Origin of the sequence: Paracoccus sp. SSK6 (genome assembly GCF_039770665.1) — a bacterium.
Lineage (GTDB): Bacteria > Pseudomonadota > Alphaproteobacteria > Rhodobacterales > Rhodobacteraceae > Paracoccus.
In genome coordinates this window covers 48,425-64,031 of sequence record NZ_JBDPNJ010000005.1, presented here as the reverse complement: position 1 = coordinate 64,031, position 15,607 = coordinate 48,425, and the positions used below count along the sequence as shown (strand labels likewise).

Annotated in this window: 14 protein-coding genes; 9 read left to right on the top strand and 5 right to left on the bottom strand. The window is 67.4% G+C overall.

The genetic code is table 11. From position 1 onward, the window contains the following. Nucleotides 1–398 precede the first annotated feature (398 nt). Entirely contained in the window at nucleotides 399–1,040 is a 642-nt protein-coding gene (locus AAIL68_RS05445; RefSeq protein WP_347138569.1) for a nucleotide disphospho-sugar-binding domain-containing protein, read from the bottom strand. A gap of 92 nt (nucleotides 1,041–1,132) precedes the next feature. On the opposite strand from AAIL68_RS05445, the gene AAIL68_RS05440 reads away from it, so the two are divergent. The 9 genes from AAIL68_RS05440 (at nucleotide 1,133) to AAIL68_RS05400 (ending at nucleotide 10,174) form a co-directional block, all read left to right on the top strand. Continuing rightward, complete coding sequence (locus AAIL68_RS05440; RefSeq protein WP_347138567.1) at nucleotides 1,133–1,630, top strand: hypothetical protein; 498 nt, start codon at nucleotides 1,133–1,135, stop codon at nucleotides 1,628–1,630. A gap of 71 nt (nucleotides 1,631–1,701) precedes the next feature. Beyond that, nucleotides 1,702–2,376 carry an HAD-IA family hydrolase gene (locus AAIL68_RS05435; protein WP_347138566.1) on the top strand — a complete coding sequence of 225 codons (675 nt, stop codon included), beginning with the start codon at nucleotides 1,702–1,704 and terminating at the stop codon, nucleotides 2,374–2,376. Further along, entirely contained in the window at nucleotides 2,373–3,332 is a 960-nt protein-coding gene (locus tag AAIL68_RS05430; protein WP_347138565.1) for a sugar-binding transcriptional regulator, read from the top strand. Before AAIL68_RS05435 ends, AAIL68_RS05430 begins: the two co-directional genes overlap by 4 nt. A 419-nt stretch (nucleotides 3,333–3,751) precedes the next feature. Beyond that, on the top strand, nucleotides 3,752–5,074 hold the full coding sequence (locus tag AAIL68_RS05425) for a sugar ABC transporter substrate-binding protein (RefSeq protein WP_347138564.1): 1,323 nt from the start codon (nucleotides 3,752–3,754) through the stop codon (nucleotides 5,072–5,074). Between the two features lie 106 nt (nucleotides 5,075–5,180). Continuing rightward, nucleotides 5,181–6,050: a sugar ABC transporter permease gene (locus AAIL68_RS05420; RefSeq protein WP_347138563.1), complete on the top strand. Its 870-nt coding sequence runs from the start codon at nucleotides 5,181–5,183 to the stop codon at nucleotides 6,048–6,050. 10 nt (nucleotides 6,051–6,060) lie between these two features. Then, entirely contained in the window at nucleotides 6,061–6,885 is an 825-nt protein-coding gene (locus AAIL68_RS05415; RefSeq protein ID WP_347138562.1) for a carbohydrate ABC transporter permease, read from the top strand. Between the two features lie 11 nt (nucleotides 6,886–6,896). Further along, nucleotides 6,897–7,898 (top strand): ABC transporter ATP-binding protein, encoded by a 1,002-nt coding sequence (locus tag AAIL68_RS05410; RefSeq protein WP_347138561.1) that lies wholly within the window; start codon nucleotides 6,897–6,899, stop codon nucleotides 7,896–7,898. Further along, entirely contained in the window at nucleotides 7,898–8,671 is a 774-nt protein-coding gene (locus AAIL68_RS05405) for an L-iditol 2-dehydrogenase (protein ID WP_347138559.1), read from the top strand. Before AAIL68_RS05410 ends, AAIL68_RS05405 begins: the two co-directional genes overlap by 1 nt. A gap of 30 nt (nucleotides 8,672–8,701) precedes the next feature. After that, nucleotides 8,702–10,174 (top strand): mannitol dehydrogenase family protein, encoded by a 1,473-nt coding sequence (locus AAIL68_RS05400; protein WP_347138558.1) that lies wholly within the window; start codon nucleotides 8,702–8,704, stop codon nucleotides 10,172–10,174. A gap of 55 nt (nucleotides 10,175–10,229) precedes the next feature. Here the strand turns inward: AAIL68_RS05400 and AAIL68_RS05395 are convergent, their stop codons facing one another. From AAIL68_RS05395 to AAIL68_RS05380, 4 genes are all read right to left on the bottom strand, one after another. Then, nucleotides 10,230–10,880, bottom strand: coding sequence for a YjbF family lipoprotein (locus tag AAIL68_RS05395; RefSeq protein ID WP_347138557.1), 651 nt, complete (start codon nucleotides 10,878–10,880; stop codon nucleotides 10,230–10,232). Then, nucleotides 10,877–13,033 carry a YjbH domain-containing protein gene (locus AAIL68_RS05390; RefSeq protein WP_347138556.1) on the bottom strand — a complete coding sequence of 719 codons (2,157 nt, stop codon included), beginning with the start codon at nucleotides 13,031–13,033 and terminating at the stop codon, nucleotides 10,877–10,879. Before AAIL68_RS05390 ends, AAIL68_RS05395 begins: the two co-directional genes overlap by 4 nt. 143 nt (nucleotides 13,034–13,176) lie before the next feature. Next, nucleotides 13,177–14,100, bottom strand: coding sequence for a hypothetical protein (locus AAIL68_RS05385; RefSeq protein WP_347138555.1), 924 nt, complete (start codon nucleotides 14,098–14,100; stop codon nucleotides 13,177–13,179). 121 nt (nucleotides 14,101–14,221) lie between these two features. After that, nucleotides 14,222–15,604 carry an L-serine ammonia-lyase gene (locus AAIL68_RS05380; protein ID WP_347138554.1) on the bottom strand — a complete coding sequence of 461 codons (1,383 nt, stop codon included), beginning with the start codon at nucleotides 15,602–15,604 and terminating at the stop codon, nucleotides 14,222–14,224. Nucleotides 15,605–15,607 lie beyond the last annotated feature (3 nt).

Below are 15,607 nucleotides of genomic sequence, written 5' to 3'. Positions count from 1 at the left end.
AAAGCCCCGCACGTCGGAGGCAACCCGTGCCGCGATCCTCTGGCCGCCGGACAGGGTCACGCCCTGCGCGTCCATGCCTGCACGGGCGGGACAGGCAGCCCTGTTTATTGTTCTGACCCTTGCCGTCAAGCTGGCATTACGGGCCGTTCTGAACACTAATGACGGCGGTGATCGTCAGCAGCACGGTTTGGGAGATAATCGAAAATCTGCCCGTCACCATTGCCCTGTTCGGCTATTCCGTGGGCGATCCCTTGGCCTATCACGGTGACAGCATTGTCAATTACATGGCCGATACGCTGGTCGCCACGCTTGGCGCGCTGCTGGCCGGATGGCTGGTCGCAGCGGTTGCCTTGGGGCAGAGGTCTTGCTGTCGGTCTGGGTCGGAGACGGGTTCGCGATTACCCTGTGGCGCGCGTTCGGGGGCCGAGGAAAGCCTCGATCTCATCCACCGCGCCCGCCGCGCCTCGCCAGCCATCGGCCTGCGCGGCAAAGCTGCGCGCGGTGGCGCGGAAGCGGGGATCGGCCAGCAGGGTTCGCACGGCCTCCGCCACCCGCGCGCGGCTTCGCTGCCAAGGCTGCAGCCGAAGCCCCGCGCCGCAATGGGCGATGCGCGCGGCGACGCCCGGCTGGTCATGGGTCAGCGGCACGGCCAGCATCGGCACGCCTGCGGCCAGACATTCCAGCGCCGTGTTCAGCCCGGCATGGGTCACGCAGAGATCGGCCCGTTCCAGCACCGCCTGCTGGGGCACGAAGGGGCGCACCCAGTCGGCGGGGATCGCGCGGGCCTGATCCTCGGTCAGGCAGCCTGCATGGGACAGCAGAACCTGCGCGCCCGCGTGCCGGCAGGCCTGCGCGATGCGCGACAGCAGTCCCAAGCGGTGCCCCTGCAACGTGCCCAGCGAGACATAGATGAAGGGTCGCCCGGCATCGGGCTGGATGTCCGGCGGGAAATCCTGCGCCACCTGCCCGCGCCGGAAGGGGCCAAGTTGCGCGATATGGGCGCCGTTCGCCGGGCGGGGATAGTCGAAGCCCGGCACCATCTGCGACAGCGCCAGATCGGGCGACAGGCAATCCTGCAGCCGCCGCAGATCGCCCAGGTGCCAGGTCCGCCCCCGCGGCGAATCACCCGCGATTGCGGCAGCATCAGCAGGTCGGCCACGCGCTCGCCCCCGGCATTCCGGCGCAGGCCGGTGGCACTCGTGTCATGGGGCCAGCCCAGGAAAGGCAGAGGGATGCCCGGTTCCGGGTCCATCGGCACGGCGCAGGCGACGGAGACCAGCGGCACGCCAAGCGCGCGGGCCAGAAGGCCGGAGGCAGGCTCCATCTGGTCGCCCAGGATCAGATCGGGGGCAAGGCCGCGCAAGACGGCAAGCCCGTCGCGGCACAAACGGTCGGTGCGGCGCGCGCCGGTGGCGATCTCGGCCAGAAGGCGGCGGGACTGCGGATGGGCAGGCGGGCCGGGCAGGGTGGCCTGGGTCACGCCGCCTTGCAGGACCACGCCGGGCTCGGTCAGGAAGATCGCCTCGTGCCCGCGCCGGGTCAGTTCAAGGGCCAGGGCCTCGAAGGCGCGCAGGTGGCTGTGAAGCGGCGGGGTTGTCAGGACGGCGCGCATGAAACCTCGGGGCGGTGATCCATGGGTCTTGCCATGACGGACGCCGGGTTGCACTTGTGCTTTCGCAACGGTTGCTCGCAGGCTGAGGGATGGACATCGGGCTTATCATCTTCGATTGCGACGGCGTGATCGCCGACAGCGAGGTTCTGTCGGCCTCGGTCCTGATCGAGCAACTGGCGGGGCTCGGCATCGGTGTCGCCCCTGCCGATGTGCGCCGTGATTTCCTGGGCCGCAGCTTTCCCACCGTCGCGCAAACGATCCGCCAGCGTTTCGCCCGTCCGCTGCCCGACAGCTTCGAGGCGGATTACCGCGCCCGCCTGCTGGACCGCTTCGCCGCCGAACTGCGCCCGACCCCTGGCATCCTGGCGGTGCTGGACGCGCTGCAAACCCCCGCCTGCATCGCCACGTCCTCCAGCCCCCAGCGGGTCGCGCGCACGCTGGAGGTGCTGGGCTTGGCCGACCGTTTCGCGGGCCGCGTCTTTACCGCAAGCGAGGTCCGGCACGGCAAGCCCGCGCCGGACCTGTTCCTGCTGGCCGCCGGCCGCATGGGTTGCGCCCCCGCCGACACCCTGGTGATCGAGGACAGCGCTCCCGGCATCGCCGCAGCGCAGGCGGCGGGAATGCGCGTCCTGCATTACGCGGGCGGCGCGCATCTGCGCGGCACGGACCCGATGGTCCTGCCGGATGCGGTGCGGTCCTTTGACAACTGGGGCGATTTTCCGCAACTGTTGGATCATCTGCAGCAAGGAGCCCGCATCCCGTGAACGCCACCCGTTTTTCCCCCGAGGCGGTTCGGCTGGACGATGCGGCGCGCGCGGGCTGGCTGTATTACGTCGCGGGCAACACGCAGGACGAAATCGCGCGCAAGCTGGGCGTCAGCCGCCAGTCGGCACAGCGGCTGGTGGCGATGGCGGTCAGCGAAAAGCTGATCAAGGTCCGCGTGGACCATCCCATCGCGCGCTGCATGGATCTGGCGGGCGCGCTGTCCGACCGCTTCGGGCTGATGTCCTGCGAGGTCGTGCCCTCGGACCCCGACGCGCCGGGCCTGCTGACCGGCGTCGCCATCGCGGCGGCTGCGGAACTGGAAAAGACCCTGAAATCGCCCGAACGCCGCATCGTCAGCCTGGGGACGGGCCGGGCGCTGAAGGCCACCGTCGAACAACTGCCGCGCATGTCCTGTCCGCAGCACGTCGTCGTGTCCCGGCTGGGCAACATGATGCAGGACGGCTCGGCCTCGCCCTATAACGCGACGATCAGCCTGGCCGAGCGGATCGGCGCGCCGCATTACCCCTGTCCCCTGCCGGTGCTGGCGCGCGATCCCGCCGAACTGGCCGTCATGCGCGGGCAGGAGGCCGTGCGCAACACCCTCCGCCTGTGCCGGCAGGCCGACCTGTCGCTGGTCGGCATCGGCCAGATGGACCGCAGCGCCCCCCTGTTCGTGGACGGCTTCGTCAGCGCTGCCGAGATGGACGAGCTGGCCGCCCTGGGCGCTGCGGGCGAGATCACCAGCTGGGTTTATGACCGCGAGGGGCGGGTGATCGACTGCGCCTTCAACGCCCGCGTCGCCTCGGCCCCGCTGCCGCGCGCGGCGGAACGCCCGGTGATCGCGGTGGCCACGGGCGAGGCGAAGCTGCCCGCGATCCACGCCGCGCTGGTCGGGCACCTGGTCAACGGCCTGATCACCTCGGAAGCCACGGCCGAGCGGCTGCTGGCGCTCTAGGACGGAACGACATTCGGCAGAGATGGCTTCATGGAACGGGCGGGATCAGGAAACGCATGCGTTTCCCCGCCCGCGTGTGACATCGCCATCAGAAACGGTGCCATTCCAAGCCCAAGGTAGGCCAGCGCCCGACCCGGTGGGCGTGAAGCGCCCGCCGGTGGCGGGGCGGGCGCTGGCCGGGCTTTTGAAGCCCGGCGGCATTCGTGGTAACCGCAACGCGTGGCGAAGGCGATGGCCTTCGCCAGACCAGGGCGAGGCGCAGGTATACGCAAGCCCACCATCCCCCTCATCCGCCAGGAAACTTGCCGCTTTGGCGGATTGCTCCTTCATGTCAAACTTTGCCGATTGACAGACGGCATCGGCTTTGTGAGTATTTGCCCGTCGATGTGGCAAATGCCCAAACGACGAGGGAGGATAGCATGACCATCACTTTCCGCGCCCTGCTGGGTGCGACGGCGCTGTGCGCCACTGCCGGCATCGGCGCCGCGCAGGACAATGTGACCCTGACCATCGCCACGGTGAACAACGGCGACATGATCCGCATGCAGGGCCTGACGGGCGAATTCACCGCCGCGAACCCCGGCATCACTGTCGAATGGGTGACGCTGGAAGAAAACATCCTGCGTCAGAACGTGACGACCGACATCGCCAACCAGGGCGGGCAGTACGACATCATGACCATCGGCACCTACGAGGTTCCGATCTGGGCCAAGCAGGGCTGGCTGGTGCCGCTGGAATTCGACGACGCCTATGCCGTCGATGACCTGATCCCCGCCGTGCGCGACGCACTGTCGGTCGATGGCAAGCTTTACGCCGCCCCCTTCTATGCCGAATCGGCCATGGTGATGTATCGCAAGGATCTGGCCGAGGCCGCGGGCGTGACCATTCCCGAAAGCCCGACCTGGACCGACATCATGAACGCCGCCAAGGCCATGACGGACAAGTCCAAGGAGCAATACGGCATCTGCCTGCGCGGCAAGCCCGGCTGGGGCGAGAACATGGCCTTCCTGACCGCCATGTCCAACAGCTATGGCGCCCGCTGGTTCGACACCGACTGGAAGCCGCAGTTCGACAGCCCCGAATGGAAGGCCACGCTGACCGACTACCTGACGATGATGAACGAATACGGGCCCCCCGGCGCATCGTCCAACGGCTTCAACGAAAACCTGGCGCTGTTCCAGCAGGGGCGCTGCGGCATCTGGATCGACGCGACCGTGGCCGCCAGCTTCGTGACGGATCCCAAGAATTCGACCGTGGCGGACAAGGTGGGCTTCGCGCAGTTCCCCAACAAGGAAGGCGTGGACAACCACGGCAACTGGCTGTGGGCCTGGAACCTGGCGATCCCGACATCGTCTGACGCGCAGGATGCCGCCAAGACCTTCATCGCCTGGGCCACGTCCAAGGGCTATACCGAACTGGTGGCAAGCAAGGAGGGCTGGCGCGCCGCGCCTCCGGGCACGCGGACTTCGCTCTATGAAAACGCCAACTACCAGAAGGAGGCGCCCTTCGCGGCGATGACCCTGACGGCCATCAATTCCGCGAATACGCAGAAGGCGTCCGTGCAGGACATCCCCTATACCGGCGGGCAGTTCGTGGCGATCCCGGAGTTTCAGGGCATCGGCACGGCGGTGGGCCAGCAGTTCTCGGCAGCCCTTGCCGGGCAGATGTCGGCGGATGACGCGCTTGCCGGCGCCCAAAGCAACACCACGCGCGAGATGACGCGCGCGGGCTACATCAAGTAACGAGTAAAGCCTTTACCGTCAGCACCGCCCGGCCCCTCCTCCGGGCGGTGCCCCTCGGGGGCCGAACGCAAGTGCGCCGCCCCTGCCGCCAAGGGAGATTTCCGCCATGGCCACACGCCAGACCCAAGGGCTTGCCCGGCTGATGCGGGCGCCTGCGATCATCCTGCTGTTTGTCTGGATGATCGTGCCGCTGTGCATGACGCTGTATTATTCCTTCCTGAACTACAACATGCTGAACCCCGGCATGACCAGTTGGGCGGGGTGGTTCAATTACCAGTATTTCTACACCGATCCGGCCTTTCTGGAATCGATCAAGAACACGCTGATCCTGGTCCTGGGGGTGCTGTTCGTCACGGTCGTGGGCGGTATCGGCATCGCCATGCTGATCGACAAGCCGATCTGGGGGCAGGGGATCGTTCGGATCCTGGTGATCTCTCCGTTCTTCGTCATGCCGCCCGTGGCCGCGCTGATCTGGAAGAACATGATCATGCATCCCAGCTATGGCGTGCTGGCGGACGTGGCAAAGGCCTTTGGCGCATCGCCCGTGGACTGGTTCGCGCAATATCCGCTGACCTCGATCATCCTGATCGTGGCCTGGCAATGGCTGCCCTTCGCCACGCTGATCCTGCTGACATCGCTGCAATCGCTGGACACCGAGCAGATGGAGGCGGCCGAGATGGACGGCGCGCCCGCCCACAGCCGGTTCCTGTATCTGGTGCTGCCGCACATGGCCCGCGCCATCACCGTGGTGATCCTGATCCAGACGATCTTCCTGCTGGGCATCTATGCGGAAATCCTGGTCACGACCAACGGCGGTCCGGGCTTTGCATCCACGAACCTGACCTTCCTGATCTATCGCGCGGCGCGCCTGAATTTTGACATCGGGGGTGCGGCGGCAGGCGGCATCATCGCGGTCGTGCTGGCAAACATCATCGCCATCTTCCTGATGCGCGCCGTCGGCCGGAACCTGGACTGAGGGGGAACACATGGCACGCGCAACATCCCGGAACGCCCGGATCGGCTGGACAATCGCCGCATGGCTGGTGGCGCTCCTGATCTTCTTCCCGATCCTTTACACCATCATCACCAGCCTGAAGACCGAACAGGAAGCCATCGCGGGCTTCGACCTGATCCCGTCCTTCACGCTGGAAAGCTATCAGACGGTGCAAAGCCAGAACAACTATGTCCGGCCCTTCCTGAACTCGGTCATCCTGTCGGTGGGCTCGACGGTGCTGGCGCTGATCGTGGCGATCCCGGCGGCCTGGGCGATGGCGTTTTCGCCGACCCGGCGCACCAAGGACATCCTGATGTGGATGCTGTCCACCAAGATGATGCCCGCCGTGGCGGTGCTGGTGCCGATCTACCTGATCTTCCTGCGCACCGGGCTGATGGACACGCGGATCGGGCTGACGATCCTTCTGATGCTGATCAACCTGCCCATCGTGGTCTGGATGCTCTACACCTATTTCCGCGAGATCCCGGGCGAGATCCTGGAGGCCGCGCGGATGGACGGCGCGTCCCTGCGCGACGAGATCCTCTATGTGCTGACGCCCATGGCGATCCCCGGCATCGCATCCACGCTGCTTCTGAACATCATCCTGGCCTGGAACGAGGCCTTCTGGACGATCCAGCTGACCACCACCAACGCCGCGCCGCTGTCGGCCTTCATCGCCAGCTTCTCAAGCCCGCAGGGGCTGTTCTGGGCAAAGCTCTCGGCGGCCTCCGTCATGGCGATCGCGCCGATTCTGGTGCTGGGCTGGTTCAGCCAGAAACAACTGGTCCGCGGCCTGACCTTCGGCGCCGTGAAATAAGGGGAAAAGACATGGGACAGATAACCCTGCAAAGCGTGGCCAAGCGGTTCGGCGAGGTCGAGGTGATCCCGCCGCTGGATCTGGCGATCGACGACGGCGAATTCGTGGTCTTCGTCGGCCCCTCCGGCTGCGGCAAGTCCACGCTGCTGCGCCTGATCGCGGGGCTTGAGGACGTGAGCGACGGGCGCATCCTGATCGACGGCAAGGATGCGACCGACGCATCCCCGGCCAAGCGCGGGCTGGCGATGGTGTTCCAAAGCTATGCGCTTTACCCGCACATGTCGGTCAGGAAGAATATCGCCTTTCCGATGAAGATGGCGGGCGTTCCGCAGGACGAACAGAACCGCCGGATCGAGGCCGCGGCAAAGGCGCTGAACCTGACCAACTACCTCGACCGCAGGCCCGGCCAGTTGTCGGGCGGGCAGCGCCAGCGGGTGGCCATCGGCCGGGCCATCGTGCGCGAACCGGCGGCGTTTTTGTTCGACGAACCGCTGTCGAACCTGGACGCCGCGCTGCGGGTGGGGATGCGGCTGGAGATCAGCGAACTGCACAACCGCCTGAAGACCACGATGATCTATGTGACGCACGATCAGGTCGAGGCGATGACCATGGCCGACAAGATCGTGGTCCTGCAGGCGGGCCGGATCGAGCAGGTGGGATCGCCGCTGGAACTCTATCACCGCCCCCGCAACGTCTTTGTGGCAGCCTTCATCGGCAGTCCGAAAATGAACCTCTTTTCCGGGGCGGTCGCGGCCGGGTACGGCGCCCAGACCATCGGCGTGCGCCCCGAGCATATCCGCATCTCGGCCACCGAAGGGAAGTGGAAGGGGCGTGTCGGTGTCAGCGAACATCTGGGGTCCGACAGCTTCTTCTATGTCGAGGACACGGGCCTCGCGGAAACCATCACCGTCCGGTCGGGCGGAGAGGTCGGCCTGCATCACGGTGACACCGTCTGGCTCACCCCCGACGAAGACAAGATCCACAAATTCGACAAGAACGGAGACCGCATCTGATGCGACGACTGGACGGCAAGCGCGCGCTGATCACCGGCGCCGCGCGCGGCATCGGGCTGGAATTCGCCCGCGCCTATCTGGCGGAAGGCGCCCGCGTGGCGATCTGCGACATCAACATCGATGCGGCGCAAAAGGCGGCTGATGGCTTGGGCGAAGGCGCCATCGCCGTCAGGTTGGATGTGACCGACCAGGCCTCCATCGACGCCTGCGTGGCAGAGGTCGAGGATGCCTTCGGCGGCATCGACATCCTGGTCAACAACGCGGCCCTGTTCACCGCCGCGCCCATCGTCGAAATCACTCGCGCCGATTACGACCGGATCTTCGCCGTGAACGTCCAGGGCACGCTGTTCATGATGCAGGCCGTCGCGCGCGGGATGATTCAGCGCGGTCAAGGCGGCAAGATCATCAACATGGCCTCTCAGGCGGGTCGCCGGGGCGAGGCCCTGGTTGCCGTCTATTGCGCCAGCAAGGCCGCCGTCATCAGCCTGACCCAGTCGGCGGGGCTGAACCTGATCGCGCACGGCATCAACGTCAACGCCGTCGCCCCCGGCGTGGTGGATGGCGAGCATTGGGACGGCGTGGACGCCTTCTTCGCCCAGTATGAAAACAAGGCCCCCGGCCAGAAGAAGAAGGAAGTGGGCGAGGCCGTTCCCTTCGGCCGCATGGGCACCGCCGCGGATCTCACCGGCATGGCGATCTTCCTGGCTTCGCCCGAGGCGGATTACATCGTCGCCCAGACCTATAACGTCGATGGCGGCAACTGGATGAGCTGAGGCTTGTCCCCACAGAAGAAAGGTTCGGCCATGGCCGTTTCATTGAACGCATCCGCCTTGCGCGATCTGCCCGACAGTGTGGGGGGCCCCGGATACGACCGCGCGGGCCTGCGCCCCGGCATCGTCCATGTGGGCGTCGGCAACTTCCACCGCGCGCACATGGCCTGGTATCTGGACCAGTTGTTCGAGATGGGCGAAGGGCAGGACTGGGCGCTGATCGGCGCGGGGGTGCGTCCGGGCGATGCGGCCATGCGCGACCGGCTGGCCGCGCAGGACTGGCTGACCACGGTGGTGGAACTGGATCCGAACGGGCTGAACGCGCGCGTGATCGGGTCCATGGTCGATTTCGTCCCCGTCGATCCGCAGGCGGTGATCGCGGCCATGGCGGATCCCGCGATCCGCATCGTGTCGCTGACCATCACCGAGGGCGGCTATTACGTCGATGCCAAGACCAACGGTTTCGACGCCGACCATTCCGACATCGCCCATGACGCGGCCAACCCGGATCAGCCGCGCACGGTCTTCGGCATGATCCTGGCCGCGCTGCGCCAGCGCCGGCAGGCGGGGGTCGAGCCCTTCACCGTCATGTCCTGCGACAACCTGCCCGAAAACGGCCATGTCTGCGCGCGCACCGTCACGGAACTGGCGCAACTGTCGGATCCGGCGCTTGCGCAATGGATCCGCCAGAAGGTCGCCTTCCCGAATTCGATGGTCGATTGCATCACCCCCGCGACCTCGGACCGGGAACGCGCCCTGGTCCGCGACCGCTTCGGCATCTCTGATGCCGCCCCCGTGGTTTGCGAGCCGTTCCGCCAATGGGTGCTGGAGGATCACTTTCCCCAGGGCCGCCCGCCGCTGGAGAAGGTCGGGGCGGAATTCGTGGAGGATGTGAGCCGCCACGAGTTGATGAAGCTGCGGATCCTGAACGGCGGGCACGCGGCCATCGCCTATCCCTCGGCGCTGCTGGGCCATCACTTCGTCCATGACGCCATGGCCGATCCGCAGATCGAAGCCTGGCTGCGCGCGCTTGAGGAGCGCGAGATCATCCCGACGCTGCAGCCGATCCCCGGCGTCAGCTATGACGATTACCTGGAGCTGATCGTCAGCCGCTTCGCCAACCCCGAGGTCGGCGACACGATCCCCCGCCTGTGTCTGGACGGGTCGAACCGGCAGCCGAAATTCATCCTGCCGACGCTGGCCGACGCGCTGAAGGACGACCGCGACATCGAGGGACTGGCGCAAGAGGTCGCCTTCTGGTGCCGCTACTGCGAGCGCATGGACGAGGCGGGGAACCCCATCGCGCCCAACGACGACAACAGCGATGCCTTGCGCGAATACGCCATCGCCTCTCGCCGCGATCCCCTGGCCTTCCTGGGGAATGAGACGGTGTTCGGCCCGCTTGCCGCCAATCCGCGCTTCCAGCAGGCCTTTGCCCGGCGGTTGAAGATCGTGCAGGAGCAGGGCGTGCGGGCAGCGATCGAGAGCTATCTGTCCGGCACCTAAACCGGCATGAAAAAACCGGCCCTGAAAAGGGCCGGTTTCTTTGTTGTGCATCGGATCAGGGCCGCAGCGTCTGGATCGTCACATAGCCAAGGTTCGGCCCGATCCACTGCCGCGACACGGCGATCTGGCCGCCCTGGACCATGTAGCTGTTCTGGAAGGTGGCGCCGTGGCCTTCGCAGCTTTCCACCGTCACGCCCGGACGCGGGCCTGCGCCCACGGTGCAAGCGAACTGCAAGGGCCGCTCCACCCCGTCGCCCGCGAAGTAGCGCATGACGCGCGTGCCGCTGCCCGACGCGCCCGCGCGGATCAGCCCTTCGGTCCCCGGCTCTGCCACGGACAGGTCATGGCCCAGCCCCCGCGTGCCGACCAGCATCCCGCCGCGCAGGATCAGCGCCTCCTCGGCCGGGGTCATGTAGGTGCGCAGGGCGCCGTTCTGCCCGGTCATGGCCATGATCTGCGTGCGGCCCAACCCCTCGAACCCCGCCTGGATCAGCGGACCGGGATTGACGCGCAGCGCCTCGGCCGCGGCTTCCTGTGGCGATTTGGCGGGCGCGGCGGGCTGATCGGCTGCGCGGCGCTGCGCGACCACTTGGCCTGCCGTCTGCGCCAGCGCGCCAAGCGGGCCGTTGCCTTCGCTGTCGTTGCCGCAAGCGGCAAGGCTGGCCAGCAGGGACGCCGCCAGCGTGATCTTCAGGACGCCGGTCATCGCCAGAACCTCCCCCAGCCTTCATAGAGTTTGACGGAATGACTGTCCCGGACATGGTCGTACAGGCGGTCGCGGACGTTCAGCTGCGCCCCGCCATCGCGCGACAGGGACCGCAGGTCGGCGTTGACGCGTTCGCGCGACGGCTGTCCGGTCGCCCAACCCAGCGGGATCGACAGGGTGATGCCCTTGTCGAAACTGCCTTCGCCGAATTCCTCGGACGACAGGTCGGTCTTGGTCGCATAGGCGCCGATTCGCCAGCCATTGGCGAATTCGCGCGTCAGGGTCACGGTCGCGCCCTTGTCGCCCGCCAGATACTTGCCCAGGTCAAGCTGCGCCGTGAAGCCTTGCGCGAATTCGTAATAGGCCGAGACATGGCCCATCGTGACCTCGTAGTCGCGGAAGTCGAACAACTGGTCGAAGTCGCGCTTCTTCACGCGGTTGATCTCGGCCCCGAAGGCGAAGGGAGAGTTGACCGGCTTCCACAGCACCTCGGTCGAGACGCCGCCAAAGGAGCGTTCCAGCAGGCCCGCCGTGACGCGGGTATAGACGGTGGGCGTGGGCTTGGCATACCAGGCCAGCGTCAGTTCCGGGATCACCGGATCGTTGTTGCCGGTATACATGCGCGTGTCGGACCGAACGCGCGGCACGCCCTCGGGCGTGGTTTCCAGCGACGGATCGGCCAGGTATTCCTCGGGCGTGTAATGTTCGCCGCGCCTGCCGGGGATGCCGGGCCCGCGTTGGTCGATGTCGCCGAAGGCCCGCTGGCGCAGCGCGCCGGTCAGGACCAGGCCGGGGACGATCTCATAGCTGGCGCGCGCCTCGGCCCCGACCTCGTGGGTCAGCCCGTCCTCGGCGCTGAAGATGCCGAGGTCCAGGTATGGCTTGATGGACCAGCGGAAGCGCGGATAAGCGCCCTCGCTGCGCACAAGGCCCGGCGCGCCCGCCGGGGCGTCCGACAGGACGGAGGCGGCGGCGATCTGTCCCGCTTCGGTATTCTCCAGCCGTTCCACATCCGAACGCCGCACGGTGACGGATGACGTGGGCACCCCGTCGGCGGTCGAGGTGATGACGAAGGTCTCGACCGACGGCGGCAGGGCGCGCGTCATCAGCCGCGCGGTGCGGCCGATGGCCTCGGCCTGGCTGATGTATCGCCCGTTGCGCAGCCGCACCTCGGCCCGGTTCGCGGACAGCGCCATGCTTTCCAGGGTCTGGCCTTCCTTGGCCATGGCCTGCCCAAGAGCGGTCTGGATCGCGGGCTGCGCGGTCGGATCCTGCGCCCAGGTGCCCGACCAGCCATCGGGGTCGGCATTGGGCGCGGGACGCGGGCGCACCGGGGCCGGGGCTTTTTCCAGTCCCGAGGGATAAGGCGCCTCGCGCGGGTTCAGGGTGATGGAAAACTGCGCGCCGAAGGTGTTGCCGCCGATGGTATAGACGCCAACCTCATAGTTGCTGCCGAAACGATAGAAGGCGGCAAGGTTCAGGTTGCTGTCCGGCTCCTCTCCCTGCTGGAAGACCTGGCCGTCGCTGTATTTCGCCACATAGTCGGTGTTGGAATATTCCGCGACCAGGCTCAGCCGGTCGTTGACCTGCCAGCTGACCGAGGCGAAGGGCTTGGCGCCGCCCCGGAACCAATCATCGACATTGGGCGTGCCGCCCTGGTCGTCGCTGTCGATGGTGCGCGGCTTGCCCGCCAGCACGCCCCATCCCAGGCCGGCCGACACGCGGATGGCAGGCGTCACCGTCTTGGTGGCGACGATGTATTCGCCCGAATAGACGCCGGTGCCCAGGAAGTCCTGCAAGCCGACCGCGACGGCGGGACGCCAGCCCTGTTCATCCACGACCTGATAGCGCAGGTCCAGCGACCGGTCGCTGATATAGCCGTCGTTGCGGTAATCGTTGATCCCCTCGACCCGCGAATAGCGCAGGACGGTCGTCAGCCCCGGCAGCGCCTGGAACAGGACGCTGCCGCGGCGGCCGTAATCCGACCAGGACACCGTCGCCCCCAGCGTCCCGTCGGGCAGGGTTTCCGCCGTGGGTGTGTCGATCCCCCCCGGCAGGCCATAGGTGGACATGTTCCGCGCATACATCGGTTCCGCGACGGCGGTCGTGCTGACCGAGCCGATGACCAGGGCCACGGGCAGGGTGGTCGCCATCAGGCGTCCAATAAGGGGGGATCGGCGCATGGGTCGCGTGTCCTCGTTCTGCTTTTGGCCGGATCATAGGCGCAAACCGCCCCGATGGCAGCCCATGGACGCAACATGGCGGGCATGGTGCGTCCTGGCTGCCGCAGGGGCGATCACTCGGCGGGTTGGGTCGTGGTCGTGGTGTCGCCTGACGTGCTTGCAGGCGCGGCGGGGGTTGCAGGCATCACCGGGGGCTTGGGCGCAGTCGTGGCCGCCGGGCTGTCCGCTGCGGGCGGCGGCGGCAGGTCCGCCGTGCCTTCCGAAGCGGGCGCGGCAGGCGCAGACGCAGACGCGGGCGGAGTGGCCGCAGGCGTGCTGGCAGTCGGCATGCTTGCGGGGGGCGTGCTTGCGGTCGGCTGCTGGTCCTCGGCTTTGGGCGCGGGGGTGCTGGCCGCCGGGGTCGTGGCTGCGGGGGCGGGCTTTTCCTCGGCCGCTGCGGGCGTCGCGGCGGGGCGGGCGGCTGCCGGACGCTTTGCCGCCGCCTTGGCCTGGCGCGGCGCGGCGGGCGCGGGGGCCTTGGTCGCGGCGACGGCCTGGGCGACCTCGGCGGTGGCGGGGCCCGCGCAGCCGGTTTCCGACTTGCCCGACACGGTCAGGCGCGCGGTGAAGGGGAAGTCCTGGCCCGACATGCTGTCTTCACATTTCGCGGCGCGGACGTTCAGCACGAAGGGGCGGCCCCCATGGACGCCCACGTATTCCACGCCCTGCGCGAAGGCCAGGCGGTTCACGCGGATCGGGCGGCCCTTCTGGTTGTCGGGCGTCTTGTAGATCGCGGTGCTGCCCGCCACATCGACGGCCCAGAAGGGCTCGTTCCCGCGCGCGCTGAAGGCGGCGGTATTGTAGGTCGCGGCCTCGGCGGTGGAAACCGGCTTCGCCTCGGTCCCCGTCTCGATCGGCTGTTCCAGGGGCGAGACGCCCGGCGGGCCCTTGTGGCCTTGAACCTCGGGCTCGGCGCTGCCGATGGTGGGAAGATTGACGCCCTCGCAGGCGGCCAAGGGCAGGGTCATCAGCGCGATGAGAGCAAGACGCGGTGTCATCGGTCAGCCTTCTATGGGGATCACTGTCGCGCCAGCGTTAGCAACCGCCGCGCGGCGGCACAAGCGCGCCGGAAGGGTGGCGGCGACAGCCCGCCGCATTCCCCATCAACAATTCGGCCCATCAACAATTCGGGACGTTGACCGCCAGCCCGCCCAGCGACGTTTCCTTGTACTTGTCCGACATGTCGCGGCCGGTCTGGCGCATCGTCTCGATGGCCGCGTCCAGCGGCACGAAATGGGTGCCGTCGCCGCGCAGGGACAGGCTGGCCGCGCTGACCGCCTTGATCGCCCCCAGGCCGTTTCGTTCGATGCAGGGCACCTGCACCAGCCCGCGCACGGGATCGCAGGTCATGCCCAGGTGATGCTCCAGGGCGATCTCGGCCGCGTTTTCCACCTGTTCCGGCGTGCCGCCCAGGACCGCCGTCAGCCCCGCCGCCGCCATGGCGGATGCGCTGCCGACCTCGGCCTGGCACCCGGCCTCGGCGCCCGAGATGCTGGCATTATGCTTGACCAGCCCGCCGATGGCCGCCGCCGTCAGCAGGAATTCGGGAATGTCGCGTTCGGACGCGCCCGGCACATGGTCCAGCCAGTAGCGGATCACGGCAGGCACGGTGCCCGCCGCGCCGTTCGTGGGGGCGGTGACGACCTGTCCGCCTGCGGCGTTCTCTTCGTTCACGGCCATGGCATAGGTGGACATCCAGTCGTTGATGACATGGGGCGCGGTCAGGTTCATGCCGCGTTCCGCGATCAGCTTTTCGTGGATGGCCTTGGCGCGGCGCCTGACCGACAGCCCGCCGGGCAGGATCCCGTCGGTCGAAAGCCCCCGGTCCATGCAGTCGCGCATCACCTGCCAGATCCGCATCAGCCCGTCGCGGATCTCGGCGTCCGAGCGATAGACGCGTTCGTTGTCGTGCTTCATCCGGGCGATGGACTTGCCCGAAGCCGCCGCCATCTCCAGCATCTCGGCCGCGCTGGCGAAGGGATAGGGCACGGCGGGCGCGTCGTCGCTGCGCGCCTCATTGCCCTTGCGGGCCAGTTCCTCATCCGTCAGCACGAAGCCGCCGCCGATGGAGTAATAGATGCGGTGGAAGATCACGTCGCCCTGCGCGTCCGTGGCCGACAGCGTCATGCCGTTGGCGTGCCCGGGCAGGGCGTGGTCGTAATCGAAGCGCAGGTCGCGGTCGGGGTCGAAGGCCAGATCGCCAAGCCCCTCGGGCGACAGCACCCTGGTTTCGCGGTTCGTCGCCAGCGCGGCCTCGGCGGCCTCCGCATCCAGCGTGGCGGGGACAAAACCCGCAAGCCCCAGGATCGTCGCACGGTCGGTCGCGTGGCCCTTGCCGGTAAAGGCAAGGCTGCCGTGCAGGCTGGCCTTCAGCCCATGCGCCTTGAAGGGCTGCTGGCGCAATTCGTCCAGGAACCGCGCACCGGCCACCATCGGGCCCATCGTATGCGACGACGACGGGCCGACGCCCACCTTGAACAGATCGAAAACCGACAGGAACATGCG